Here is a 25,325-nt window from a genome sequence, read left to right as displayed (position 1 = left end):
ACCGCAGCCGCTCAGGGCTGCAGATCGAAAATCGCCGTCCCGGCCATCGGATCGAACGGCGCCGACCAGTGCTCATGGACGATTTTCCACTGCCCGGCCGAACGCTTGTAGCACGCCGTTACGCGCATCCAGCAAGCCTGCTCCTCGCCTTTGTCATTGGTGCCGCCGCAATAGGCCAGCCAGTGGGCGAACGCAATATTCTCCGCCGGTGTGATCTGCACCTGATGGAAATCGAACTTGTGCGGGCCGGGGCACATTTCCATGCAGGCCTCCCAGTGGGCCCGGTAGGCGACCTTGCCCTTGAATTGCAGGGCCTGGATGGCGTCGAACGAAACAATATTATCGTCGTAGAGCGCCATGACTTTTTCCACGTCCTTGGCCATGACAGCCTGGCGATAGGTGTCGATCAGGGCCTGGATCTCGGTTTCGGTAGCTTGGGTGTTCATGGTGGTTCTCCGCAGGTTTTTTGTTAGAGACATCCTTTGTCGTTTGGAGAAACGGCGAATCGACAGCCAAACAAAAATAATCCAAAGAAAAAATTTCGCTAGAATCCAAGGCCCATTCTGTCGGCAAACAACGGACGTTTTGATGACCGCCCAGCTCGTGCCTTATGAAGACCTGACCCCGCTGCAACGGCAACAGGTCGAATCCATCGAAATCCACCCCGAACAAATCAAGTTTTCCGGCGACATCCACGGCGCGTTGCACACACTGCTGTCCAAGCCCGGGCCAGGGGTCAAGGGTTTCGCGCTGCTGGCGGGCGAGGTTCCGGTGGCATTCCTGTTGCTCAAGCGTCCGCCCGTGCTGCCGGCCTGGGCCAACGAACACAGCGCGACCCTGCACGCCTTGCAAGTCGACCATCGTGCCCAGGGCAAAGGCTACGGCAAGGCCTGCCTGCAAGCGCTCCCCGCCGTGGCCCGGGCGGCGTGGCCGGAAATCAAGGGATTGGAGCTTTCGGTCGATGCCGACAACGACTCGGCCATCGGCCTTTACGCCCGGCTGGGCTGGGTCGACAGCGGAGAAGCCTACAAAGGCCGCATCGGTTATGAGCGGCGGATGGGGTTGGTGTTTTGACAAACAGACTCAACGATCAATAGGCGCTAAATGTGGGAGCGAGCTTGCTCGCGATGAGGGCGTGTCAGCCGACATCGACGTTGGCTGATCCGCCGCTATCGCGAGCAAGCTCGCTCCCACAGGGAATCCCCAACGATCAGCTCGACTTGAGCGGGATCCAGATCTCCAGGGTGCCTTGGCCAGTCCTGGGGTTGAAGTCCTCGCTGTAGCGCTCGAACTCCGGCTCATCCGCCGCTTGGTGGCCGGATTGCGGCAGCCATTCCTTCCAGATGTATTGGAAGGTGTCCGGCAGTTTTTTCAGCGGCCCCTTGTGCTCGAACACCGCGTACGGCCCGGGCTGGATCTCGATCCAACGGTATTGCTCGGGCAGGTCGTCGAGGCGGCTGATTTCCACGCCGGCGATGTATTCGAAGCCGCCCTTGCCGTCCGGGTTACAGCACACCCCGTAGGTCACTTCGTCTTTCTGCCCCGGCACCTTGCCAAGCCAAGGCAGGAATTTTTCCCAGAGCTGCGGGATGTCCTGGGCAGTGTCCTGGGTAAAACGCGCGCCGAAACCGGCGATCAGCTGAAAGCGTCCCTGTTCAAAGCGCGGCTCGCCTGCGTTAACGCGTTCTTGCGTTTCCATTGCTTCAACACTCCGGAAAACTTGAAGTCGGGCTTGGCAGTATAGAAGCCAAACCGTGATTGCCAGACCGTTTCGCTTGTCAAAGTCCAGGCAGGATAGCCGTAGCGTTTTTTCCTACAAACTCGTTGTAGCCAGAAACAATCACGTAAACGGCGAAATAACAGAAGATCGCGGCGGAAGCCCAATAGGAGTAGCGCAGCAATTTGTCCCCCAACAATTTTCCGCCTTGGGTCGCCGCCAGGCACAGGCCCGCGCTCCAAAGCAACCCGGCGCTGAGGAATCCTCCCAGGAACAATGCCGAACTGAGCACAGTGCCACCACCAGAGCGGGCAATCAGCGTCCCGCCCACCGCCGCGAACCAGAGAATGGCACTTGGAGATGACATCGCGAGGAAGATACCCCGAAAGAACTCCTGCCGTGGCGAGTTGACTCGAGTTTCGCCGGCCTCGGCCAACACTGCATGATGGTAGATCGCCGAATGAACCATCTTCGCGGCGAAATACAACAACAGGACCGAGCCGCCAATCCACAGCACCCAGCGCACCGCGTCGTATTGCAACAACACAGTCATCCCGGCCAACGCCAGGACTGCGTAGATCAAATCCCCTACACAGGTGCCCAGGCCCAGGGCAAAGCCTTGGAGATAGCCACGTTGCATCGCCAGGGTGATCATCGCGATATTGGCCACGCCAATGTCCAGGCACAGCGAAAGGCTCAGCAGGAAGCCACTGGAAAATTCCATCATTCGTTCCATCAGGATTGGGTGTGCAGTGATCACCGGTCCACGGGCTTTCGATAGCACCGCAGCCGGGGGCAACAGTGTCGTCGAAAATAGTTCGATGCGGCTACTGGACAATCTGACATCAGCCCGATTATCTTGCGCCGCAGGCCACCGCAGTGGCCAACGTCGCTCGGACGGTTCCGGGCGCTCACGTATCTCGAGGCAACAATGGCCGAACAAGGTTCGCCGCGCCGCTTTGCGCGCATCGATCGACTCCCCCCGTACGTATTCAATATCACTGCCGAGCTGAAGATGGCTGCGCGTCGGCGCGGCGAAGACATCATCGACTTGAGCATGGGTAACCCCGACGGCGCCACGCCCCCACACATCGTGGAGAAACTGGTCACCGTCGCCCAGCGTGAAGACACCCACGGCTACTCCACGTCCAAAGGCATCCCACGCCTGCGCCGCGCCATTTCGCGCTGGTACAAGGACCGCTACGAAGTCGACATCGACCCGGAAAGCGAAGCCATCGTCACCATCGGTTCCAAGGAAGGCCTGGCGCACTTGATGCTGGCCACCCTGGACCAGGGCGACACGGTGCTGGTGCCCAACCCGAGCTATCCGATTCACATCTACGGCGCGGTGATCGCCGGCGCCCAGGTGCGTTCGGTGCCGCTGGTGCCTGGTGTGGATTTCTTCGATGAGCTGGAACGGGCCATTCGCGGCTCGATCCCCAAGCCGAAGATGATGATCCTCGGCTTCCCCTCCAATCCGACCGCGCAATGCGTGGAGTTGGACTTTTTCGAGCGGGTCATCGCCCTGGCCAAGCAGTACGACGTGCTGGTGATCCACGACCTGGCCTATGCCGACATCGTCTATGACGGCTGGAAAGCCCCGTCGATCATGCAGGTGCCCGGCGCGAAAGACATCGCGGTGGAATTCTTCACCCTGTCCAAGAGCTACAACATGGCTGGCTGGCGCATCGGCTTCATGGTCGGCAACCCGGAACTGGTCAGCGCCCTGGCGCGGATCAAGAGCTACCACGACTACGGCACTTTCACCCCGCTGCAAGTGGCCGCTATCGCCGCCCTCGAAGGCGACCAGCAATGCGTGCGCGATATCGCCGAGCAATACCGCCAACGCCGCAACGTGCTGGTCAAGGGCCTGCATGAGCTGGGCTGGAGGGTGGAAAACCCGAAGGCGTCGATGTACGTCTGGGCCAAGATTCCCGATGCCTATGCGCACCTGGGGTCGTTGGAATTTGCCAAGAAGCTGTTGGCCGAGGCCAAGGTCTGCGTCTCGCCCGGGGTGGGGTTCGGGGAATATGGAGATGATCACGTGCGCTTTGCGCTGATCGAGAACCAGGACCGGATTCGCCAGGCGGTGCGGGGGATCCGGGGTATGTTCCGGGCGGATGGGTTGACCGGCAAAGCCTGACAGCCAACCACAACCTCTGTGGCGAGGGAGCTTGCTCCCGCTGGGTCCTGTAGGAGCTGTGTAGGAGCTGCCGAGCGAAGCGAGGCTGCGATCTTTCGCGCGGCGCTTGAGTCTCAAGCGAAAGATCTAAAGATCGCAGGCTTCGCCAGCTCCTACAGCGTCGAGGGGGAGCAAGCTCCCTCGCCACCGTTAGCCCAGGGTGTTCTTAGATCACCAACGACAGCAGCAGGATAAAGATCAAGCCCACCACGGACAGGATGGTTTCCATCGCCGTCCAGGTCTTGAAGGTCTCGGCCACGGTCATGTTGAAGTACTGCTTGACCAGCCAGAAGCCCGCGTCGTTGACGTGGGACAGGATCAACGAACCGGCACCGGTCGCCAGCACCAGCAGCTCACGGTTTACACCCGGCATCATCCCAACGACCGGCACCACGATGCCGGCACCGGTAATGGTGGCCACGGTCGCAGAACCTGTGGCAATCCGGATCACCGCTGCCACCAGCCACGCCAACAGGATCGGCGAGATCTGCGCGCTGACCGCCATGTGGCCGATCACGTCACCCACGCCGCTGGTCACCAGCATCTGCTTGAAGCCACCACCGGCACCGATGATCAGGATGATCGCGGCCGTCGGCGCCAGGCTGGCGTCCAGCCATTTCAGTATCTGGCTGGAGCCGATGCCCTGCTTGTAGCCAAAGGTGTAGAGCGACAACAGCAACGCCAACAGCAACGCCGAGATCGGGTGGCCGATCATGTCCATCCAGGTGCGGAAGAAGTTGCCGTCCGGCAGCGTCACGTCAGCAAAAGTCTTGAGCAGCATCAGGAACACCGGCGACAGCACGGTGACCAGGGTGATGCCGAAACTCGGCAGTTCGGTGCCGTCGGTCTCGCGCGCCAGTTGATCCACCAGTTCCTGGTTCGGATGGCCGGGGATGTGCTTGGCAATGAACGTACCGAAAATCGGTCCGGCAATGATGGCGGTCGGCAGCGCGACGATCAGGCCATAGAGAATGGTCTTGCCGATGTCAGCACCAAAGATGCCGATCGCCAGCAACGGGCCCGGGTGCGGCGGCACCAGGCCATGGACTGCGGAAAGGCCGGCGAGCAACGGGATGCCAATCTTGATGATCGATACGCCAGTGCGGCGCGCAACGATGAACACCAGCGGGATCAGCAGCACGAAACCGATTTCGAAGAACAGCGGGATGCCCACCAGGAACGCGGCGAACATCATGGCCCATTGCACCTTGTCCTTGCCGAAGGCGCGGATGAGGGTCTGGGCAATCTGATCGGCCCCGCCCGACTCGGCCATCATTTTGCCGAGCATGGTGCCCAGCGCGAGGATGATGCCGACAAAGCCGAGCACGCCACCGAAGCCGTCCTGGAACGCCTTGATGATGGTGCCGATCGGCATGCCCGACGTGAGGCCGAGAAACGCGGCGGCGATGGTCAGCGCGATGAAGGGGTGGATCTTGAACTTGGTGATGAGGACGATGAGTCCGATCACCGTGACCACTGCATCAAGCAGTAGGTACGTCTCGTGGGACATGCCAAACATGGGGGGTGTCTCCTGATTTGTTGTTGTTATTGAAGCAGTTATTTATGGACCGTCGGGACAGCGCTATCTTTCTGACGCAAAAAGTTGAAACTCAACTGGCCAGCTTCAAACCGTGGGCCAGCCACCAGACGTAAGCCTGACGTGCCAATTCATCAATGCTGTGGCTGGACGCATCCAGGGCCAGGGTCAGGGGCTCGCCGACAGGGGATTCAAGGGTGGCAAACTGGCTGTCGATCAGGGTCGACGGCATGAAATGACCGGGCCGATGGGAGACGCGATCGGCGGCCACTTCCGGGGTCAATTCAAGGAATACGAAGCCCAGGCCCGGCAAGGCGCTGCGCAGACGTTCGCGATAGCTGTGCTTGAGGGCCGAGCAGGTCAGCACCGGGCGCTCGCCCGTGGCGTCGACACGGCGCAACTCATCGCACAGGCTGTCGAGCCAGCCGGCACGGTCGTCGTCGTTCAGGGGAATACCGGCGCTCATCTTCTGAATGTTGGCCGCGGGGTGGAACGTGTCGCCTTCGATGGCGGTGGCGCCGCTCAGTTGGCACAGGGCCTGGCTGACGCAAGTTTTGCCGCAACCGGCAACGCCCATGATGACCAGGGCGGTGATTGGATTATTCATGTAACACCTCAGCGCGCAGACAGCGCTACCTTTGCCAGTTATGACACCGCAGCAAAAGCAGAAGTTGCCGACGCCTTCTTGTCATTTTTGTGGTTGCAGCATGTTCGTCCACGACACCAGCGCACAGGGATCAGGCAAACCCCATCAACGTATTTGCAGCCGCGCCGAGACAGCGCTACCTTAGTGCCTTGATTTTTGTTTGGCAAGCCGCCCTGATGACCGTCACTAAAAACGATAAGAATACTCGCACCACCGGTCGCCCCACGCTCAATGAAGTCGCACGCCTGGCCGGCGTCAGCCCGATCACCGCGTCCCGTGCCTTGCGCGGCGTCAGCAGCGTGGCCGTGGAACTGGTGGAAAAGGTCCGCCAGGCTGCTCTGGAACTCAACTACGTCGTCAATCCAGCCGCCCGCGCCCTGGCCTCGGCCCAGAGCCATTCTGTGGTGGTGCTGGTGCCATCGCTGTCCAACCTGTTGTTCATCGATACCCTGGAAGCCATTCATCGGGTCTTGCGGCCCAAGGGCTTCGAAGTGGTGATCGGCAACTACCACTATTCCCGGGACGAAGAAGAAGACCTGTTGCGCAATTACATGGCCTATCAGCCCCGGGGTTTGTTGCTGACCGGGTTCGACCGAACCGAAAGCGCACGGCGCATGATCGAGGCCAGCAATATTCCCTGTGTGTACATGATGGAACTGGACCCCGGAGCCGGCCTCAACTGCGTGGGTTTTTCCCAGCTCAAGGCCGGTGAGACCGCCGCCGAGCATCTGATTTCCCGGGGGCGCAAGCGCCTGGCCTACATCGGCGCGCAATTGGACCAACGGACGTTGCTGCGCGGCGAAGGTTTTCGTCGCGCGCTGCAGAAGGTCGGGCTCTACGACCCGGACCTGGAAGTGTTGACCCCTCGCCCGTCATCGGTCGGCCTGGGCGGCGAGTTGTTCCTGCAATTGCTGGCGAGCCATCCGGACGTCGATGCGATCTTCTTCGGCAACGATGACCTGGCCCATGGCGCCCTGCTCGAAGCGTTGCGCTGTGGGATCAAGATCCCCGAACAGGTTTCGATCCTCGGTTTCAACGACCTGCCCGCCTCGGCCCACATGGTGCCGCGCCTGAGCAGCATCAGTACCCCCAGGGAAGCCGTCGGCCGCCACGCCGCGGAACAGATGCTCACCTTGATGGCCGGCAACCGCATCGCCCAGCCGGTCGTGGACCTGGGCTTCGAACTCAAGATTCGCGAAAGCACCTGAGGTTCCCGGCACGATGCGGTCGATCCATGCCGACGAACGGCAAGGATTGGCCGCCCCGTCGCACGGAATGTGCCCCGCGGCCTCCGAACTACGGGGCTTTTCACGACGGCATGGTAATTGCCTCCACACTGGCTCAGCCATCCCCTACAGGTGCATATCATGTTGGTCAGTGCAAAACAGCAAGCGATGATCCTGCCGCTCAAGCGCCCGGGTGAAGATCCAACCGCCGAGGCCGCCAGCGGCCTGCAAGGCGCCGCGTTGCAAGCGCTGCGCGACAACATCCAGGCCCAGGCCACTCAGGGCACTACTCAGGTCCAGGAATCCCTCACCGGACAAGCCACGCAACAAGTCAACGCTGCCACCACGATCAGCGACAATGTCGATGAAGCCTTCGCCAAGACCCGCGTGCAACTGCAAACCGCTGCCTCGTCAGCCTCCGAAGACGCCAGCGCTGCCCTGGCGGAATTCAAGGACTACATGAGCAAGACGCCTGAAGAGCGCCTGCGTGACAGCATCCTTGAAGAAATGGGCATTACCGAAGAGGAATACGAGGCGATGCCGCCCGAGAAACAACTGGCGGTCGGCCAGGAAATTGCCCAGCGCATGCAGGACAAGACGGCGATGGCACAGGTCGAGAAAGCCCAGGACAGCCGGGCGGATGGGAAGAATCCGGCCACGGACATGTTCCTCGCCTCGCAGTGACTCCTTCAGACAAGCGCCGGGCATACCCCGGCGCAATGTTTGTTCCCCTATAATCGCCCGCCTCCATTACACACCGCGCCTGCGCCATGCCCGAATTCCACTACACACGCCTCGACGAGCCGCTGTGGCCGTTGATGAACAAGTTCTACCGGGCCCATCAGTCGTCGATGAAAGCCGTGCGCGACGCGCGGCTTTGGGTAGCACGGCGGGAAGATATCGTCGCGGCGCTGTGCTTGCGGCCGGTTTCGGGCGGCCACTGGCTGACGGGATTGTTCGTCGACCCGGCGTACCGCGTGCAAGGCGTCGCGGGGCGGTTGATCGCCGAAGCAGTGAAAGACCTGGATGAGCCGGTGTGGTTGTTCTGCCACCCGGATCTGCGCGGCTTTTATGAGCGACGCGGGTTCAGCTTCAATCCTGAGTTGCCTTATGCGATGGCTGAACGACTGAGCCGGTATGCGCGCAGCAAGCCGATGATTGCCATGGGGTGGGTGCCTGCACAGCTCCAAGGCGCTGCACATCCCTGTGGGAGCCTGCTCGCGAATGCGATTTAAAATCCAGCAGATGATGCGGCTGATACACCGCATTCGCGAGCAAGCTCGCTCCCACAAGGGTTTTAGTGGTGGTGGGTTGTCAATCGTCGGCCATGGGGTCGAGATCCGGAAACATCACCTCGGTAAAGCCGAACTTGCTGAAATCGGTGATGCGCGACGGGTACAAGCGACCGATCAGGTGATCGCATTCATGCTGGACCACCCGGGCGTGGAAGCCTGAAGCGACGCGCACGATCGGCTCGCCCTTCGGGTCGAAACCTTCGTAGCGGATCTGCTGGTAGCGATTCACCGCGCCACGCAAGCCTGGCACCGACAAGCAGCCTTCAAAGCCTTCTTCCATCAGTGGGCTCAGCGGCGTGATCAGCGGGTTGATCAGGATGGTCTGCGGCACCGCCTCGGCATCCGGATAGCGCTCGCTGTGCTCGAAGCCAAAGATCACCAGCTGCAAATCCACGCCAATTTGCGGTGCCGCCAGCCCGACGCCACCGACACTTTCCATGGTCTGGAACATGTCGTCGATCAACTGCCACAATTCGGGACTGTCAAACATTTCCGGCGGCACCGGCGGAGCGATACGCAGCAGGCGTTCGTCGCCCATCTTCAGGATTTCACGGATCATGGTCGGGCTTCGTCAGTGTGGTTGTGATGGATGGAATGATCGCGCCCCAGGCCCGCCACATGCTGTTTCTCGTGCTCGCCCGGGCTCTTTTCGCCCGTGTCCTTGCCTTCGGCGGACATGTGTTCGATCACTGCATTCATCTCCGCGCCGAGTAGCAGCACCGCCGCCGAGATGTAGAAATACAGCAACAGCACGATGATCGCGCCGATACTGCCATACATCGCGTTGTAGTCGGCAAACGTCTTCACGTAGAACGCAAAGCCCAGGGACGCGATGATCCACACCACCACCGCCAATACCGAGCCCGGCGTGATGAAGCGAAACTCCTGCTTCACGTCGGGCATCACGTAGTAGATCAACGCCACGGCCACCATCAGCAGAAACACGATGACCGGCCAGCGCACGAGGGTCCAGACGGTAACGATGAATTCCTCCAGGCCGATCTGCGCGGCAATCCACCCCATCACCTGCGGCCCCAGCACCATCAGCGCGGCGGCGGCCAACAGCATGCCGGCGATGCCGACGGTGTACAGGATCGACAGCGGGAAACGCTTCCAGGCCGGGCGGCCCTCGACCACGTCATAAGCGGCGTTCATGGCGCTCATCATCAGGCGCACGCCAGCGGAAGCGGTCCACAACGCAACCACGATACCCACCGACAGCAAGCCGCCCTTGGATTGTTGCAACTGGTCGATCACCGGGTTGACCTGCTCCAGCGCCTGGGGCGGCAGGACCAGTTCCGACTGCAGGCGCAGCCAGGAGAAAAAATCCGGCAGGTGCAGGAAGCCGATGAGCGCGATCAGGAAAAGAATGAAGGGAAACAACGAAAACAGCATCTGGTAAGCCAGAGCGGAGGCGTAGGTCGACATCTCGTCGTCGAGAAACTCGGTCACCGTGCGCATCATCACACGGTGCAAGGGCAAGCCTTTCAAGGCCGGGAACATCATGAGCGTCTCCTTTCGCCGCAAAAAGAGGGGTCGCGTGGCGACTCAAGGGCCGTTTTCTACAACAAAGTAGCCTGTTTGGCGACTTTGGAGCAATTTCATCGTTTTACCAACTGACGCAGAATTGACCGGAGATCCACCGGGCAAGTTTCATCGTTCATGCAAGCGGGGCTTTATGTTTGGCCGGCAACCGTCGAGAATGCCCCTCGTATTCAGGCCGTGGCCCGAAGCTCCAATCCCGTAGGAACGTTATGAAACTCGATAAGAAGCAGGCCATCGCCCGCAGGAACCAGGAACTGGGCGGTGCCGTCCTGGGTGTCAACAATTGCCATTTCAGCGAATTGAACCGCAACCGCAACATCTTCTGGTTCGATATTCCGGTGGTGCGCCTGGCCATCGGTCAGTACGAATGGATTCACCTGCTGCTGCACACCCCGGCCACCGACGAACTGCTGCACCTGAAAGTGCCTACCGTGTTCCTGCGGGAAAAAATGGAAGGCCTGGAAGTGCGCAACCAGGGCAAGCGCAAGGCCGCCCTGAGCCTGGAACTGAGCGCCGACAAGGATTCCTACTTGCAGGACATGCGACCGGGTGGCACTCACCTGGATTTTTCGCAGTTTCGGTTGTAACGCCCCTACCTGCCATTGTTGCAGAAGCGCTTTTGTGGCGAGGGAGCTTGCTCCCGCTATACCCGGTAGGTGCTGTGCAGGAGCTGCCGAGTGCAACGAGGCTGCGATCTTTCCCAAGACACTTGAACCTCAAGCGAAAGATCAAAAGATCGTCCGAACGCGGCCCGAGCCTTCGCCAGCTCCTACGGGGCCCAGCGGGAGCAAGCTCCCTCGCCACAAGCGCTGCCTGCTCCCAGGGCTTCATCGCACCCACAAAAAGCCCCGCATCAGCGGGGCTTTTCATTGGCAGCGTTGTTACTTCTTCAGCCCCAACTTCCTCAGTTCTTCATCGCGCAACTCGCGCCGCAGGATCTTGCCCACATTGGTGGTCGGCAGTGCATCGCGGAACTCCACGGTCTTTGGCACCTTGTAGCCGGTGACGTTGGCGCGCATGTGCTCCATCACCTGCTCCTTGGTCAGCGTGACACCCGGACGCGCGACGATGAATATCTTGATCGCCTCGCCGGACTTCTCATCCGGCACGCCGATGGCCGCGCATTGCAGCACGCCCGGCAAGGTGGCCAATACATCCTCCAGCTCGTTCGGGTACACGTTGAAGCCAGAGATCAGGATCATGTCTTTCTTGCGATCGACGATACGCATGTAGCCGTCCGGCTGGATGACCGCAATGTCGCCGGTCTTGAGCCAGCCTTCGCTGTCGAGGATCTCGTCGGTGGCGTCCTGGCGCTGCCAATAGCCCTTCATCACCTGAGGGCCCTTCACGCACAACTCGCCGATTTCTCCCAACGGCTGCTCTTCGCCCGCGTCGTTGATCACCTTGCATAACGTCGACGGCACCGGAATGCCGATGGTGCCAACCTGGATGTTCTGGATCGGGTTGACGGTCGCCACCGGGCTCGTCTCGGTCATGCCGTAGCCTTCGCAGATCGGGCAACCGGTGACCGCTTTCCAGCGCTCCGCCGCAGCCAGTTGCAGGGCCATGCCGCCCGACAGGGTGACTTTCAACGCCGAGAAATCCAGCTTGCGGAAGGCTTCGTTGTTGCACAGCGCCACGAACAAGGTGTTAAGGCCGACGAAGCCACTGAATTTCCACTTCGACAGTTCCTTGACCATGGCCGACAAATCGCGCGGGTTGCTGATCAGGATGTTGTGGTTGCCGATCAGCATCATCGCCATGCAATGAAAGGTGAAGGCATAGATGTGGTAAAGCGGCAGCGGCGTGATCAGTACTTCGCAGCCTTCATTGAGGTTGGAGCCCATCAGCGCCTTGCACTGCAGCATGTTCGCCACCAGGTTGCGGTGGGTCAGCATCGCGCCCTTGGCCACGCCAGTGGTGCCGCCGGTATATTGCAGCACCGCCACTTCATCGCGGGCGGGGTTGGCTTCGTTCACGGGCTGGCCGTGGCCCTTGCGGAGCACATCGTTGAACTTGATGGCCTTGGGCAGGTGATACGCCGGGACCATCTTCTTGACGTACTTGATCACGCTATTGATCAACAGACGCTTGAGCGGCGGCAGCAGGTCGGCCACTTCCGTGACGATCACGTGCTTGACGCGGGTCTTGGGCACCACGTTTTCGGCCAGATGCGCCATGTTTGCCAGGCACACCAACGCCTTGGCGCCGGAGTCGTTGAACTGGTGCTCCATTTCCCGCGCGGTGTAGAGCGGGTTGGTATTGACCACGATCAGGCCGGCGCGGATGGCACCAAACACGGCGACGGGGTACTGGAGGACGTTGGGCAGTTGCACGGCGATTCGATCGCCCGGCTGCAAATCGGTATGCTGTTGCAGGTACGCGGCAAAGGCACCGGACAGCTCGTACAGCTCACCGTAGGTGATCGTCTTGCCAAGGTTGCTGAATGCCGGTTTGTCGGCGAAGCGCTGGCAGGATTGCTTCAACACCGCCTGAATATTCGGATACTCATCTGGATTGATGTCGGCAGCAATCCCAGCTGGGTACTTATCCTTCCAAAAGTCTTCGATCATGGAAGCCCCACTCCTCAGCAACGCGAATTCTCACCGCATTTGATGCGATTATTATTGGTGTTTGTTTATTGGGTGAATCTGGCTTGGATAAAGGCCGAGAAGTCACAAAAGCGCGCCGAGAGTAGCAGCTTTGCCAAGGGTCGCCTAGAGCCAAAAGTGGCCCCTACAGTCATAAACATGACTCAAGAATATGCAATGGTCATTTTTAGAGTAAAAAACCTAAGCCTTGCCTGATTGACCCGAATACATAAGAACCTGTGGGAGCGAGCTTGCTCGCGATGGCGGTGGGTCAGCCAACATTTCTGTTACTGACAGACCGCTATCGCGAGCAAGCTCGCTCCCACAGGGTTCCACTTTCACTTTCGGGCCTCAGGCGATATCGCGCAACTCCCGACGCAGGATCTTGCCCACCGGCGTCATCGGCAGCGACTCACGCAACACGATGTGCTTGGGCACCTTGTAGCCGGTGAAGTTTTCCTTGCAGTACGCCTTGAGTTCCTCGAGGCTGACCCCAGCCTCACGGGCGACCACGAACAGCTTCACCGCCTCCCCCGAGCGCTCGTCCGGCACGCCGATCACCGCGCAACTGGCGACTTTCGGATGGGCCATCACCACATCCTCGATTTCGTTCGGGTACACGTTGAAACCCGAGACAATGATCATGTCCTTCTTGCGGTCGACGATCCGCACGAACCCGTCGGGGTCGATCACCGCAATATCGCCGGACTTGAACCAGCCCTCGCTGTCCAGCACTTCGGCAGTCGCTTCGGGCTTGTTCCAATAGCCTTTCATGATCTGCGGCCCCTTGATGCAAAGCTCGCCGCGTTCACCGAGGGGCATTTCGACGCCATCGTCGTTGATGACCTTCATCAACGTACCCGGTACCGGCAGTCCCACCGTCCCCAGGCGCGACTTGCCGCCATAAGGGTTGGCACTGGCCACCGGCGAAGTTTCGGTCAGGCCATAGCCCTCGGTAATGCCGCAACCGGTGAGCTGTTTCCAACGTTCGGCGGTGGCCTTGACCAACGCGGTGCCGCCCGAGTTGGTGACCTTGAGGTTGGAGAAATCCAGCGTCTTGAAATCCGGGTGGTCCATCAGCGCCACAAACAACGTGTTCAACCCCAGCAGCAGCGAAAACCGCCAGTTCTTCAGCTCCTTGATGAAACCGCCGATGTCCCTCGGATTGGTGATCAGCACGTTGTGATTGCCGGTGACCATCATGCACATGCAGTTCGCCGTGAAAGCATAGATGTGGTACAGCGGCAGCGGCGCGATCATGACCTCCTGACCTTCGCGCAACAGTGGCTGGCCGTCGTCGCCGATCTGCCCCAGGCAGGCGCGGGCCTGTTGCATGTTGGCCACCAGGTTGCCGTGGGTCAGCATCGCGCCCTTCGCCAAGCCGGTGGTGCCACCGGTGTACTGCAACACGGCGATGTCATCGAGGCTGACATTCAACGGTTTGATGCCCTGGCCGCGTCCCAGGCGCAAGGCGCTCTTGAAGGAAATGGCCTGGGGCAGCGAATAGGCCGGGACCATTTTCTTGACCTTGCTCACCACCGTATTGACCAGCCAGCCCTTGGCGGTGGGCATCAGGTCGCCCATCTTCGCTTCGATCAGGTATTGCAGGTCAGTGTCCGGTAGCACTTCCTGGACCTTCTGCCCGAACAGGTTCATGTACACCAGCGCCCGGGCACCGGAGTCCTTGAACTGATGGCGCATTTCCCGAGGGGTGTACAACGGGTTGGTATTGACGACGATGAGTCCGGCGCGCAGGGCACCGAAAACCGCGATCGGGTATTGCAGGACATTGGGCATCTGCACCGCGATGCGATCGCCAGGCGCCAGGTCGGTATGGGCTTGCAGGTAACCGGCGAAGGCCGCGCTGTAGCGCTCGAGCTCGGCGTAGGTGAGCGTTACCCCCATGTTGCTGAACGCCGGACGATCGGCAAATTTCTTGCAGGAACGCTCGAACACCTCGATAACCGACTTGTAGGCGCCCTGCTCGATATCCGAGGGCACGCCGGCCGGGCGTTTGTCATTCCAGAAATCAGGCTGCATTGTTTTTGTCCTCTTTACCTGAACCTATCCGGGCCGCCTCTGTATCGCTCGTGGAGACGGAGCTCTTGGGACACTAGCAGCTATGGCCATTCAGGCAAATATGGCAACTTGCGTCATAGATTGTGTGAATCTTCGTGGATCGCCCTCGCCTGATCAGGCGAGACGCAACGGATGCGCTATACAATGCAGCGACGCTGCGTCTGACTTTGTGCAAAGGAAACGCCATGATCCACCAAACGTTCTGGCTGACCGCGACTGACCACAGCCGCCTGTTCGTCAATCAGTGGTTGCCCGAAGCCGCCCCGCTGGCGGTGATCATGCTGGCCCACGGCATGGCCGAACACAGCGGTCGCTATGGACGCCTGGCCCAAGCGTTGTGCGACGAAGGCTATGGTGTCTACGCGCCAGACCTGCGCGGGCATGGCAAGACCGGCGAAGCGGCCATCCTTGGGCACTTTGCGGACGAGGACGGCTGGACCAAGGTTGTGGGCGACTTGGCGAGCCTCAACCACCACATCGGCCAGCAACATCCAGAAACACCAATTCTGCTGCTGGGCCACAGCATGGGCAGCTACGTCGCCCAAGGTTACCTGTTGCACCACAGCGCCAGCCTGCATGGTGCCCTCCTCAGCGGTTCGAATTTCCAACCCGTGGCGCTTTATCGCGCGGCGCGACTGATCGCCCGCTTCGAGCGACGGCGCCAGGGGGCCACCGGACGCAGCGCCCTGATCGAATGGCTGTCTTTCGGCAGCTTCAATAAAAGATTCAAACCGACGCGCACGCCCTTCGACTGGCTCAGCCGCGACGCCGCCGAAGTGGACAAGTACGTCCGCGACCCGCTGTGCGGCTTTCGTTGCACCAATCAATTCTGGATCGACCTGCTCGGCGGGTTGCAGCAGATCAGCAAAGCGTCCAATCTCGCGCAGATCGATCCAGGCCTGCCGCTGCTGGTGATTGGCGGCGAATGTGATCCGGTGAGTGAAGGCAAGCGTCTGAAGGATCTGGCCGATGCCTTGAGCGGCGCCGGCAATCAGCATCTGCAATTGAAGATCTACCCGCAGGCCCGGCACGAATTGTTCAATGAAACCAACCGCGCTGAAGTGACTGCCGATGTGCTTGCCTGGATCGCCCAGGCCCTGAGCCACAAGCGGCCACCTCGCAGCGAATAGAACGACAGCGTTTTTCCTTTTTACCGTCACAGGAACCAGACATGACCCAGGTCACCAACATCCCTTACGAAGCCCTCGAAGTCGGCCAGACCGCCAGCTACAGCAAGACAGTCGAGGAGCGCGACATCCAGCTGTTCGCCGCGATGTCGGGCGATCACAACCCGGTGCACCTGGACGCCGAATTCGCCGCCGCCAGCATGTTCAAGGAACGCATCGCCCACGGCATGTTCAGCGGTGCGCTGATCAGCGCGGCGGTGGCGTGTGAACTGCCTGGGCCCGGCACCATCTACATCGGCCAGCAGATGAGCTTCCAGAAACCGGTGAAAATCGGCGACACCCTGACCGTCCGCCTGGAAATCCTGGAAAAGCTGCCGAAGTTCCGCGTGCGCATCGCCACCCGCGTGTTCAACCAGCGCGATGAACTGGTGGTGGACGGCGAAGCCGAAATCCTCGCTCCGCGCAAGCAGCAGACCGTGACGTTGCCGGAGTTGCCGGCGATCACCGTCGGCTGACGCCTGACGACGCTCCCGCTGGGCTCTGTAGGAGCTGTCGAGCGAAGCGAGGCTGCGATCCTTTTCAAGAGGAGCGAGGGATCTGGATCAAAAGATCGTCCGAACGCGGCCCGAGCCTTCGCCAGCTCCTACAGAGCCGAGCGGGAGCAAGCTCCCTCGCCACAAGGGATGTGCAGTGCGGCGATTACTGCTGCTCGTCCCGCACTTGCACACTCGCCGTCATCCCCGCGCTCAACGTCACCCCTTCCGGCACCTTGTCGAGCTTGATCCGCACCGGAATGCGCTGGGCCAGGCGCACCCAGTTGAAGGTCGGCTCGACCTCCGCCAGCAGTTGCGCGTCAGGGTTGGTGTTGCGATCGGTGATGCCGCGGCTGATGCTTTCCACATGACCTTCCAGCGCATGCCCGGCGCTCATCAACCAGACCTTGACCGGATCGCCCACGCGAATCCTCGGCAGTTTGGTTTCTTCGAAATAGGCCTGCACATAAAACGTCGAGTCATCGATCAGCGCCATGACCGGTTGCCCGGCATTCACGTAGTTGCCTTCGGCCAGGCGCAGGTTGGTGATGTGGCCGCTGCGGGGGGCCACTACCTGGCTGCGGGCCAGGTTCAGCTCGGCGACCTTCGCTTCGGCCTGGGCCTCGCGCAGTTCACCACGGGCGATGCCGGCGTTGATCTGGGCGTTCTCGCGCAACTCGGCACTGATGGCCTGGGGCCCCAGGGCGGCCCGGCGACTGGCTTCGTGTTCACGCAGGCTCAACTGTTGCTGACGGGTCTGGACCACCGCCCGGGCTTTCTCCACGGCGGCCTCGAAACGCTCGCGATCGATACTCAGCAATAGATCGCCGGCCTTGACCTGCTGGTTATCCACGGCCTTGAGCTCGCGCACCCAACCCGAGACGTCGGGGGCGATCACCACCACGTCGGCGCGGATTCGCGCATCACGGGTCCAGGGCGTGAGCATGTAGTACTGCCACAAATGAAACCCGGCAAAGATCGCCACGGCCACCACGCACAACGTGACGGCGACACGTACGGAGGTACGCATGTTCAACTCCTCATAACGGTCCGAGGACCAGGGTAATGACAGTCAGGACACAGACATACAGGGCGCAGTCGAACAAGGCTTCGTGCCAGATCCAGCGCCCGACCGGCAGCAGGCCGAGCAACAGGCGCAGCGCACCGGTCGCCAGCAAGGCCAGCACCACGTAAATCAGGAACGGGCTGAGCAACACCCCGCCAATCGACCACTCACGCAAGCCCATGGCTAAGCTCCCCTCGTTCGGATTCGTGCTGGCGACACCAGGCGCGCCAACTGTTCTGCAGTTGCACGACGGCGCCCTGGGCCAGTTTCAGCGCATCGCTGGAAGGGTGCTGTGCCAACACCTGCAGATAGTCGTCGCTTACCCGGGCCAACGCCTCGGCCTGGTCGCCGGCCGGACCGTGTTCCAAAACCTGTTCCAGCGTTTCGAAATAACGGCGCTGGGCTGGGCTTTCGGGGATTTGGGCAACGGCCAGGCTCAAGCGCAGATGCAAGAGTTCATCGCCGATGTCCAGGCCCAGCAAACCATCATCCCAACGGCTGCGCGCCGGCACAGGCAGTTCGGGATAGTGCCGGGCCAGTTGCAGCAAGCGGTCGGCCATGCGCCCGCCAAACCAGCTCTCGGCACCGCCCAGGTTGCGATGGGTCAGGCGCACCAGGTCATCCAGGGTCGCGGCCAACAGTCGACGACTGTGCCAGGCCGGGTTGCGCAGAATCAGCAGCTTGAACGCCAACACCGCCGCGCCGACGCCAATCATCATCGCCTGGGCATTGTTGAAAAAAGCCGCGACGTCGTACTTCATCGCGTTGAGCGGCGACACCAACACCACGAAATGCAGGCAGAACGAAGTGGCCGTGGCAAATATCGGCGGCTTGGCCATCCCCAGCGCCCCGAGGAACAGCGGCACGCCCATGGCCATGCAGAGCATCGCGAAACTGTTCCATTGCGGCAGCAGGATTTCGCCAATCACGAACGCCGTCGGCACCGCCAGCAGAATGCCCCGCAAGAAACTCATGCCGATCTGCGCGCCGTTTTCCCGGCTGGCGAACAGGCTGCACACCACGCAAGTGAGCACCAGGGCACCGGACGCGGCAGGCCAGGCGGTTGCCAGCCAGAAACACGACACCGCCAGGAATGCGAGGGCACTGCGAGCACCAAAGACCATGGCCAGGGACAAATCGCGGTGCGGCGCCAGGGTTCGCGGCGGGTCTACCGTCGCCCTGCCCTCTTGCACCGCCGCCAGCGCAGTGCAGGCAGCCAGGGCGGTATCGAGCAGCAAGGCAAACCGAGCCAGGCAATAACTTTGCGCCGAGCTGATCTGCGGGTCGTGAGAGGCGTCCCAGACCCGCGGTCGTAACGCCTGCAATGCCGAGCTGTCCGCCTCCAGGGCTTGCTGCACCTCGTCCATCCAAGGCTGAAGCGCTTCGGCTTCCTGCGGCTCCAGCTGTTTCCACTGCCTGCGCACCGAACGGGAAATACGCAACAGCATCAACAATTTCTGGCTCAAGCCGCTGATGGCCCGGGCGCGCTGGCGACCTAGGCTGCCTTCGAACCAGGCGTGTTCGCGTTGGGCGTCCACCGCGACGATCTTGCCGAGGATTTCGAGCAAACCCTTGCGCGCCTGGGCATCACCCGCCAACGTGGCGCGGGCCGCCTGCATGCCGCTCAGCCAAGCCGCACGGGCCTGATCCGCCAGCTGTCGCTCGACCCGCAGCGGCCAGAGCAACGCGCTGGCCGCCGTGGCACAGGCGATGCCCAGGCTGATTTCGGTGCAACGCGCAACGGCTTGATCAAACACCGCAAGCGGATGGGAAATGGCCGGCAAAGCGATAATCGCCACCGTGTAGCCCGCCAGCACGAATGAATAGGACCAGGCGCTGCGCAACAGCGTCGAACAGGCCGTGCACACGCCCAGCCACAGCGCCAGCGCCAGCAGGAACAACCATGGCGTCTGGGCGAACAGGCCCATGAACACCACCGACATGATGGTTCCCACCAAGGTGCCGAGCAACCGCGCCAAGCCCTTCTGCACCACCATCCCGGACAACGGCTGGGCGACGATGAATGCGGTCATCAATGCCCAGGACGGCTGCTCCAGGCCCCAGCGCAACGCCAGCCACAGCGCCAGACCGCCACCGAGCACGGTCTTGATGGCGAACTGCACAGCGAGGCGATCGGGGGCGAACAAGGCCTGGAGAGTAATGGGCACGCGAGAAACTCTTTGGGGAATGTTGTAACGATAGATCGCTGGAAAGGTGGCGCAATTATTAGCTAGCTACCTATTCGAGTCCAGAGTTGTTTGTCGACCCGTCATGGGAGGGCTTTCGTGGCGAGGGAGCTTGCTCCCGCTGGGTTGCGCAGCGACCCCTGATTTTTGGGGCTGCTGCGCAGCCCAGCGGGAGCAAGCTCCCTCGCCACAAGAGTGTTCCCCGTCAGCCTGAGTCGCTCCACACAAAAAAAAACGCCAGGCAAGCTGGCGTTTTTTTGCGTCACAGAGGCGTATCAGCTGGCACGCGCCTGGTTACGCAGCGCCTTGACCTGATCGTGGTTGCGTTGTACGCCGTGGTACTGGCGCTCGACGAGATCACGAATGCCCACCAGGTTGTGCTTGTTGATTTTCTCGATGGCTTCCTTGTAAGCCTTCAGCGCATGGTCTTCGCCGCGCTCGGCTTCGTTGAGCACCGCTTCTTCGTCCTTGCCGGTGAACATCGACTTCACGTCCACCCAACGGCGGTGCAGGTCACCGGAGACGCTGGTGGAAGTTTCGGGATCGCCGCCCAGGGAACGGACCGCAGCCTGCAGTTCGGCCGCGGCGGTTGCGCAATCGGCGGAGCGCTTGACGAACAGCGCCTTGAGTTCAGGATGCTTGATGTCTTCCGCGCAGGTCTTGAATCCTTCCTGGCCATCCTTGCTGGTCTCGATCAGGTCGTTCAAGACGGAGATGGATTCTTTGTTGATGTCAGTCATTTTTCAGTTCCTTTGCTTGGTGAATAAAAACCTGCAAGGAATATTGCATCGGCCATGCCAGCCCTTATCAACGGAATAAATCCTTAATAATCAACCAGTTAAAAAACAACGCCAAATCTGTATCCGCGTTATTTGCATGATCTGTCATTTGGCCTGCATGCAGAATGCCTGTATTTTGCCGATGGTTCCTATCAAGACAAATCGCAATGAATCCGGAAAAACTTGAGCTGCTGGTGACGCGCCAGATGCCCTTCGGCAAATACAAGGGGCGAATCCTTGCCGACTTGCCCGGTCAGTACTTGAACTGGTTCGCACGGGAGGGTTTTCCCAAGGGCGAACTGGGCGGGTTGCTGGCTTTGATGCAGGAAATCGACCACAACGGCTTGTCGGACCTGCTGGACCCGCTTCGGGCCAAACATGGCTTGCCCAAGCCTCGCCATTGACCACTGCCGCCGATTGATTGAGCCCCGCCATGCCCGAAAATACCTTGCGCGCCCACGACGAAACCTTCTGGGAAACCTTTATCGGTCGCTACGATGTCGACGCCGACGGCTTGCTCAATCTTGAAAACGGTTACTTCGGTCGGATGTCGCGCACCGTGGTCGAGGAATACCAGCGCAACATCGAACTCATCAACCGCAGCAACTCGGTGTACGTGCGCCAGCAGTTCGACCGGGAACACGGCGAAGCCATTCGCCGCCAGGTGGCGCAACTGATCCGTGCCCCCGCGTCCACCGTGGCACTGGCCAACAGCGCGGTGGATGCCCTGCAGACACTCATTCGCAACTACAACGGGCTCAAGCCTGGCGACCAGGTGCTGATCAGCGACGTGGAATACACCTCGGTCAAGAGCGCCATGCGCTGGCTGGCTCGCCAGCGCGGCGCGGAAGTCGTTGAGCTGGTCCTTCCCTACCCCGCCAGTTTCGACAGCCTGGTGGGCACCTATCGAGAAGCCTTCATCCGCTATCCGCGCCTGAAGGTGATGGCGCTGACCTACGTCAATCACCTGACTGGCCTGGTGATGCCGGTCCAGGCGATTGCCGAGGCGGCGCGGGAGTTCGAGGTCGACATCATTCTCGACGGTGCCCACGCCCTGGGGCAGATCGACTTCGACCTGAAGAAGCTCGGCATCCCGTTCGCCGGGTTCAACCTGCAGAAATGGATTGGCGGCCCCCTGGCCTTGGGCTTCCTCTACATCGCGCCACAACGGCTGGCCGACATCGACCCGGACATGGACGAAGCCAACTACCCTGCCACCGACATACGCTCACGCACGCCCCACAGCACGCCCAATATCCCCGCGTTGCTGACGTTGCCCCTGGTGTTCGAAGAACATCGCGCCCTGGGCGGTGCGTCAGCCAAAGGCGCGCGGCTCTGTTACCTGCGCGACATGTGGGTGAGCGCCGTTCGTGACGTACCGGGCATTGAAGTCATGACCCCGGATGACCGGCGCCTGTATTGCGGTATCACGTCCATGCGATTCACCGCACAGCCGGACCAGCAGGCGATGGCCGACCGACTGCTCAAGGACCATGGGATTTTCACCGTGGTGCGCGAAACCAGCGTTGGACCGTGCATTCGCATCACGCCGGGATTGATTACGTTGGCACGGGATATGGAGCGGTTGAGCCAGGCACTGCTTGAACTGAGCCATACCTAGATCCCTCGCTCCGCTGAACCCCGTAGGAGCTGGCGAAGCCTGCGATCTTTTGATCTTGATCTTGATCTTGATCTTTTGATCTTTCGCTCTCGACTCAATTGTCAGTGAAAAGATCGCAGCCTCGTTGCACTCGTCAGCTCCTACACAGCTCCTACACAACCCAGCGGGAGCAAGCTCCCTCGCCACGAGAATCCTGCGGGCGCCACAAAAAAACCGGGCAAAAAAAAACGGCGCGCCGACCAAGCGCACCGTAAAGCCGTAGAACACACAACGAAGTTCGATAAGACAATCAGTCCAGCAACGCCAGTGCCTCGGCGGTGCATTCCTGGATACGGGCCCAGTCGCCGTTCTTGATCCACTCCGGATCGAGCATCCAACTGCCACCCACGCACATCACGTTCTTCAACGCCATGTAGCTCTTGATATTCGCCGGGCTGACGCCGCCCGTCGGGCAGAATTTCACTTCGCCGAACGGTCCGCCCAAGGCCTTGATCGCCGCCACGCCACCGCTGACTTCCGCCGGGAACAACTTGAAGCGGCGATAGCCCAAGCCATAACCTTCCATGATGCCCGAGGCGTTGCTGATCCCCGGCAACAACGGGATCGGGCTCTGGACGCTGGCTTCCAGCAGATCGCGGGTGATGCCTGGGGTCACGATGAACTGCGAACCGGCTGCCTCGGCGGCGGCCAGCATGTGGCGATCAAGCACCGTGCCGGCGCCGGTCACCAGCTCCGGACGCTGTTCGCGCAGCACCTGAATGGCCTTGAGGCCGAACTGCGAGCGCAAGGTCACTTCCAACGCCGTCAGACCACCCGCGGCCAGGGCATCGGCCAGCGGCAGGATGTCCTGTTCACGGGCAATGGTGATCACCGGCAGGATCCGCGCCTTCGCGCAGAGGCTGTCGATCAGGGCAACTTTGTCCGCCATGGAAACGGTCGGGGATGGGTTTTTCATAGCGGCTGATCCTTGGTTCATGGGCACCAGTAAATCTCTAACGTAGGTTGCAGAAACGCGCGGACCGGCATTTCGGCGACATCGTCACCGGCCACCGCAGCGTTCAGGGTGGTCAATTTCGACTGACCGGAAATCGACAGCACTTTGTGTCGAGCCGAGGCCAGCAAGGCGCGGCTCATGGTCAAGCGCTGGTGCGGCACGGTCGGTGCCAGCATCGGCCAGCAACGGCGCTCGCCATCCTTATCCAAGGCCTGGGCCAGGTTCGGACTGTCGGGAAACAGCGACGCGGTATGCCCGTCATCGCCCATGCCCAGGACCAGCACATCGATCGGCGGCAGCTCGGCCAGCAGGCGGTCCGCCTGTTCGGCGGCGGCTTCCAGGTTGGCGCTGGCGCTGTAGAGGCTCAGGAACTGGGCCTTCGCCGCGGCGCCTTGCAACAGGTAACGCTTGAGCAGGCCGGCATTGCTGTCGGCATGTTCAACCGGCACCCAGCGCTCGTCGGCCAGGCTCACCACCACTTTCGACCAGTCCAGCGCCTGCTTGGCCAGGTTCTGGAAAAACGCCACGGGGCTGCGACCACCGGAAACCACCAGGGTCGCCGCGCCCTTGGCATCGATCGCGGCGCGCAGTTGCTCGGCCACGTTCAGCGCCAGTTTTTCCGCCAGCGCCACCGGGCTCTTGAACGCCAGGGCGGTGACGCCCTGGGGCAGTTGCAATTCAGATATCGCCATACCATGACCTCCCATCCCGCGTGATCAGTGCAATGGAGCTCATCGGCCCCCAGGACCCAGCGGCATACGGCTTGGGCGCATCGCCGGATTTCTTCCACCCGGCGATCAACTGGTCACACCACGTCCACGCGGCTTCGATTTCATCTTTACGGACAAACAGGTTCTGATTGCCGTTCATGACTTCCAGCAACAACCGCTCGTAGGCATCGGGAATCCGCGCGCTGCGATAGGTGTCGGAGAAGTTGAGTTGCAGCGGACCGCTGCGCAATTGCATGCCCTTGTCCAGGCCTTGCTCCTTGGTCATCACCCTCAAGGAAATCCCTTCGTCCGGTTGCAGGCGGATGATCAGTTTGTTGCTGATCTGCAGGCGCTGCTCGGGGGCGAAGATGTAGTGGGACGGTTCCTTGAAGTGGATCACGATCTGCGACAGCTTCTGCGGCATGCGCTTGCCGGTGCGCAGGTAGAACGGAACACCGGCCCAGCGCCAGTTGCGAATGTCGGCGCGCAGGGCAACAAAAGTCTCGGTGTCGCTCTGGGTGTTGGAATTCGGTTCTTCCAGGTAGCCCGGAACCGCCTTGCCTTCACTGTGGCCGGCGATGTATTGGCCGCGCACCACCTGGGTGGTCAGGCCTTCCGGGCTGATCGGCGCCAGGGCCTTGAGCACCTTGACCTTCTCGTCACGGATGCTGTCGGCGGACAGGTCGGCCGGCGGGTCCATGGCAATCAGGCAAAGCAGTTGCAGCAAGTGGTTCTGGATCATGTCCCGCAATTGGCCGGCCTTGTCGAAATAGCCCCAGCGGCCTTCGATACCGACCTTCTCGGCCACGGTGATTTCCACGTGGGAAATGTAGTTCTGGTTCCACTGGGTTTCGAACAGGCTGTTGGCGAAGCGCAGCGCGATCAGGTTCTGCACCGTCTCCTTGCCCAGGTAATGGTCGATACGGTAGGTGCGGTTTTCCGGGAAGAACTGCGCCACGGCGTCGTTGACCTTGCGCGAGGATTCCAGGTCCGAGCCGATGGGTTTTTCCAGCACGACACGGGTGTTTTCGCTCAAGCCGAATTTCGCCAGGTTTTCGCAGATCGCGCCGTAGACGGCGGCCGGCGTGGCGAAATAGGCAATGACCTGTTGCTGGGTCGAACCGGCCTGCTCGGCGAGGGCAACGTAATCCTCGGCCTTGAGGAAATCCACGTGCAGGTAAGTCAGGCGCGCCAGGAAGCGCTCGATCACGGCTTCGTTCAGGTCTTTATCGCCGACATAACGGCGCAGCTCGGTGGCGATGAACGCCAGATGCTGCTGTTCGCTGCCAGGTTCGCGGGCCAACGCCAGGATCCGCGTGTCCTCGTGCAACAGGCCGGCGCCATCGAGCTGATAAAGGGCAGGAAACAGCTTGCGCAACGCCAGGTCGCCCAACGCGCCGAACAAGGCAAAGGTGCACGGTTCAACCGTAATCGAATGCATGATGTTTGTTCTTTTATCAAGTTAAGCTACAAATACCTTTTTTCAAGGTA

Annotated in this window: 26 protein-coding genes; 10 read left to right on the top strand and 16 right to left on the bottom strand. The window is 60.8% G+C overall.

What is annotated here, in order from left to right; translation table 11 throughout:
* Positions 1-11: 11 nt before the first annotated feature.
* Positions 12-446, bottom strand: a complete 435-nt coding sequence (locus M8Q45_RS03730) for a YybH family protein (protein WP_249873618.1) — start codon at positions 444-446, stop codon at positions 12-14.
* A 142-nt stretch (positions 447-588) separates the two neighbouring features.
* Between M8Q45_RS03730 and M8Q45_RS03725 the strand changes: the two genes are divergently transcribed.
* Positions 589-1,074: a GNAT family N-acetyltransferase gene (locus tag M8Q45_RS03725; RefSeq protein WP_249873617.1), complete on the top strand. Its 486-nt coding sequence runs from the start codon at positions 589-591 to the stop codon at positions 1,072-1,074.
* Positions 1,075-1,210: 136 nt separating this feature from the next.
* Here M8Q45_RS03725 and M8Q45_RS03720 read toward each other — a convergent pair whose 3' ends face one another.
* Positions 1,211-1,699, bottom strand: a complete 489-nt coding sequence (locus M8Q45_RS03720) for a GyrI-like domain-containing protein (RefSeq protein WP_249873616.1) — start codon at positions 1,697-1,699, stop codon at positions 1,211-1,213.
* A 79-nt stretch (positions 1,700-1,778) separates the two neighbouring features.
* Positions 1,779-2,441: a LysE family translocator gene (locus M8Q45_RS03715; RefSeq protein WP_249873615.1), complete on the bottom strand. Its 663-nt coding sequence runs from the start codon at positions 2,439-2,441 to the stop codon at positions 1,779-1,781.
* A 207-nt stretch (positions 2,442-2,648) separates the two neighbouring features.
* Between M8Q45_RS03715 and alaC the strand changes: the two genes are divergently transcribed.
* The gene (gene alaC, locus M8Q45_RS03710; protein WP_249873614.1) at positions 2,649-3,860 is read left to right on the top strand and encodes an alanine transaminase; all 1,212 of its coding nucleotides are present in this window, start codon (positions 2,649-2,651) and stop codon (positions 3,858-3,860) included.
* Positions 3,861-4,065: 205 nt separating this feature from the next.
* Here the strand turns inward: alaC and M8Q45_RS03705 are convergent, their stop codons facing one another.
* Both M8Q45_RS03705 and M8Q45_RS03700 read right to left on the bottom strand, forming a co-directional pair.
* Positions 4,066-5,418: a GntP family permease gene (locus M8Q45_RS03705; protein ID WP_198797698.1), complete on the bottom strand. Its 1,353-nt coding sequence runs from the start codon at positions 5,416-5,418 to the stop codon at positions 4,066-4,068.
* Between the two features lie 91 nt (positions 5,419-5,509).
* Positions 5,510-6,043 (bottom strand): gluconokinase, encoded by a 534-nt coding sequence (locus tag M8Q45_RS03700; RefSeq protein WP_030139335.1) that lies wholly within the window; start codon positions 6,041-6,043, stop codon positions 5,510-5,512.
* Between the two features lie 215 nt (positions 6,044-6,258).
* Here M8Q45_RS03700 and gntR point away from each other — a divergent pair, with 215 nt between their 5' ends.
* The 3 genes from gntR (at position 6,259) to M8Q45_RS03685 (ending at position 8,543) form a co-directional block, all read left to right on the top strand.
* Entirely contained in the window at positions 6,259-7,290 is a 1,032-nt protein-coding gene (gene gntR, locus M8Q45_RS03695) for an HTH-type transcriptional regulator GntR (protein ID WP_249873613.1), read from the top strand.
* Positions 7,291-7,449: 159 nt separating this feature from the next.
* Positions 7,450-7,992 (top strand): hypothetical protein, encoded by a 543-nt coding sequence (locus M8Q45_RS03690; RefSeq protein ID WP_249873612.1) that lies wholly within the window; start codon positions 7,450-7,452, stop codon positions 7,990-7,992.
* Positions 7,993-8,078: 86 nt separating this feature from the next.
* Entirely contained in the window at positions 8,079-8,543 is a 465-nt protein-coding gene (locus M8Q45_RS03685) for a GNAT family N-acetyltransferase (RefSeq protein WP_249873611.1), read from the top strand.
* A gap of 79 nt (positions 8,544-8,622) precedes the next feature.
* On the opposite strand, the gene def is transcribed toward M8Q45_RS03685, so the two are convergent.
* Together def and M8Q45_RS03675 are read right to left on the bottom strand one after the other, a co-directional pair.
* Positions 8,623-9,162: a peptide deformylase gene (gene def / locus M8Q45_RS03680; protein WP_198797696.1), complete on the bottom strand. Its 540-nt coding sequence runs from the start codon at positions 9,160-9,162 to the stop codon at positions 8,623-8,625.
* On the bottom strand, positions 9,159-10,109 hold the full coding sequence (locus M8Q45_RS03675; RefSeq protein ID WP_249873610.1) for a YihY/virulence factor BrkB family protein: 951 nt from the start codon (positions 10,107-10,109) through the stop codon (positions 9,159-9,161). Before M8Q45_RS03675 ends, def begins: the two co-directional genes overlap by 4 nt.
* A gap of 248 nt (positions 10,110-10,357) precedes the next feature.
* Between M8Q45_RS03675 and M8Q45_RS03670 the strand changes: the two genes are divergently transcribed.
* The gene (locus tag M8Q45_RS03670; RefSeq protein WP_249873609.1) at positions 10,358-10,735 is read left to right on the top strand and encodes a hypothetical protein; all 378 of its coding nucleotides are present in this window, start codon (positions 10,358-10,360) and stop codon (positions 10,733-10,735) included.
* Between the two features lie 294 nt (positions 10,736-11,029).
* Here M8Q45_RS03670 and fadD1 read toward each other — a convergent pair whose 3' ends face one another.
* Together fadD1 and fadD2 are read right to left on the bottom strand one after the other, a co-directional pair.
* Complete coding sequence (gene fadD1 / locus M8Q45_RS03665; RefSeq protein WP_249873608.1) at positions 11,030-12,721, bottom strand: long-chain-fatty-acid--CoA ligase FadD1; 1,692 nt, start codon at positions 12,719-12,721, stop codon at positions 11,030-11,032.
* Between the two features lie 369 nt (positions 12,722-13,090).
* The gene (gene fadD2, locus M8Q45_RS03660) at positions 13,091-14,779 is read right to left on the bottom strand and encodes a long-chain-fatty-acid--CoA ligase FadD2 (RefSeq protein WP_249873607.1); all 1,689 of its coding nucleotides are present in this window, start codon (positions 14,777-14,779) and stop codon (positions 13,091-13,093) included.
* A 224-nt stretch (positions 14,780-15,003) separates the two neighbouring features.
* Here fadD2 and M8Q45_RS03655 point away from each other — a divergent pair, with 224 nt between their 5' ends.
* Entirely contained in the window at positions 15,004-15,948 is a 945-nt protein-coding gene (locus M8Q45_RS03655; protein WP_249873606.1) for an alpha/beta hydrolase, read from the top strand.
* A 41-nt stretch (positions 15,949-15,989) separates the two neighbouring features.
* Positions 15,990-16,460: a MaoC family dehydratase gene (locus tag M8Q45_RS03650; RefSeq protein ID WP_030139345.1), complete on the top strand. Its 471-nt coding sequence runs from the start codon at positions 15,990-15,992 to the stop codon at positions 16,458-16,460.
* A 184-nt stretch (positions 16,461-16,644) separates the two neighbouring features.
* On the opposite strand, the gene M8Q45_RS03645 is transcribed toward M8Q45_RS03650, so the two are convergent.
* The 4 genes from M8Q45_RS03645 to M8Q45_RS03630 all read right to left on the bottom strand — a co-directional run bounded on the left by M8Q45_RS03645 (position 16,645) and on the right by M8Q45_RS03630 (position 20,470).
* The gene (locus M8Q45_RS03645; protein ID WP_249873605.1) at positions 16,645-17,508 is read right to left on the bottom strand and encodes an efflux RND transporter periplasmic adaptor subunit; all 864 of its coding nucleotides are present in this window, start codon (positions 17,506-17,508) and stop codon (positions 16,645-16,647) included.
* Between the two features lie 10 nt (positions 17,509-17,518).
* A complete protein-coding gene (locus tag M8Q45_RS03640) occupies positions 17,519-17,725 on the bottom strand; it encodes a DUF1656 domain-containing protein (protein WP_249873604.1) in 207 nt (68 codons plus the stop codon).
* Positions 17,712-19,712, bottom strand: a complete 2,001-nt coding sequence (locus M8Q45_RS03635; protein WP_249873603.1) for an FUSC family protein — start codon at positions 19,710-19,712, stop codon at positions 17,712-17,714. The genes M8Q45_RS03640 and M8Q45_RS03635 overlap by 14 nt, the downstream gene beginning before the upstream one ends.
* Positions 19,713-20,005: 293 nt before the next feature.
* Positions 20,006-20,470 carry a PA2169 family four-helix-bundle protein gene (locus M8Q45_RS03630; protein WP_030139349.1) on the bottom strand — a complete coding sequence of 155 codons (465 nt, stop codon included), beginning with the start codon at positions 20,468-20,470 and terminating at the stop codon, positions 20,006-20,008.
* 206 nt (positions 20,471-20,676) lie between these two features.
* Between M8Q45_RS03630 and M8Q45_RS03625 the strand changes: the two genes are divergently transcribed.
* Positions 20,677-20,913, top strand: a complete 237-nt coding sequence (locus tag M8Q45_RS03625; protein ID WP_053119117.1) for a DUF3820 family protein — start codon at positions 20,677-20,679, stop codon at positions 20,911-20,913.
* Between the two features lie 29 nt (positions 20,914-20,942).
* Positions 20,943-22,130 (top strand): aminotransferase class V-fold PLP-dependent enzyme, encoded by a 1,188-nt coding sequence (locus tag M8Q45_RS03620; RefSeq protein WP_249873602.1) that lies wholly within the window; start codon positions 20,943-20,945, stop codon positions 22,128-22,130.
* A 289-nt stretch (positions 22,131-22,419) separates the two neighbouring features.
* Here M8Q45_RS03620 and M8Q45_RS03615 read toward each other — a convergent pair whose 3' ends face one another.
* The 3 genes from M8Q45_RS03615 to zwf are packed head-to-tail and all read right to left on the bottom strand — an operon-like array spanning position 22,420 to position 25,275.
* A complete protein-coding gene (locus M8Q45_RS03615; RefSeq protein ID WP_181289337.1) occupies positions 22,420-23,085 on the bottom strand; it encodes a bifunctional 4-hydroxy-2-oxoglutarate aldolase/2-dehydro-3-deoxy-phosphogluconate aldolase in 666 nt (221 codons plus the stop codon).
* A gap of 17 nt (positions 23,086-23,102) precedes the next feature.
* On the bottom strand, positions 23,103-23,816 hold the full coding sequence (gene pgl, locus M8Q45_RS03610; protein WP_249873601.1) for a 6-phosphogluconolactonase: 714 nt from the start codon (positions 23,814-23,816) through the stop codon (positions 23,103-23,105).
* A complete protein-coding gene (gene zwf, locus M8Q45_RS03605) occupies positions 23,803-25,275 on the bottom strand; it encodes a glucose-6-phosphate dehydrogenase (RefSeq protein ID WP_249873600.1) in 1,473 nt (490 codons plus the stop codon). Before zwf ends, pgl begins: the two co-directional genes overlap by 14 nt.
* Positions 25,276-25,325 lie beyond the last annotated feature (50 nt).

The organism is Pseudomonas sp. T1.Ur (genome assembly GCF_023516725.1).
Lineage (GTDB): Bacteria > Pseudomonadota > Gammaproteobacteria > Pseudomonadales > Pseudomonadaceae > Aquipseudomonas > Aquipseudomonas alvandae.
The sequence above is the reverse complement of the archived record's forward strand: the minus strand, read 5'-3'. Positions and strand labels throughout refer to the sequence as shown.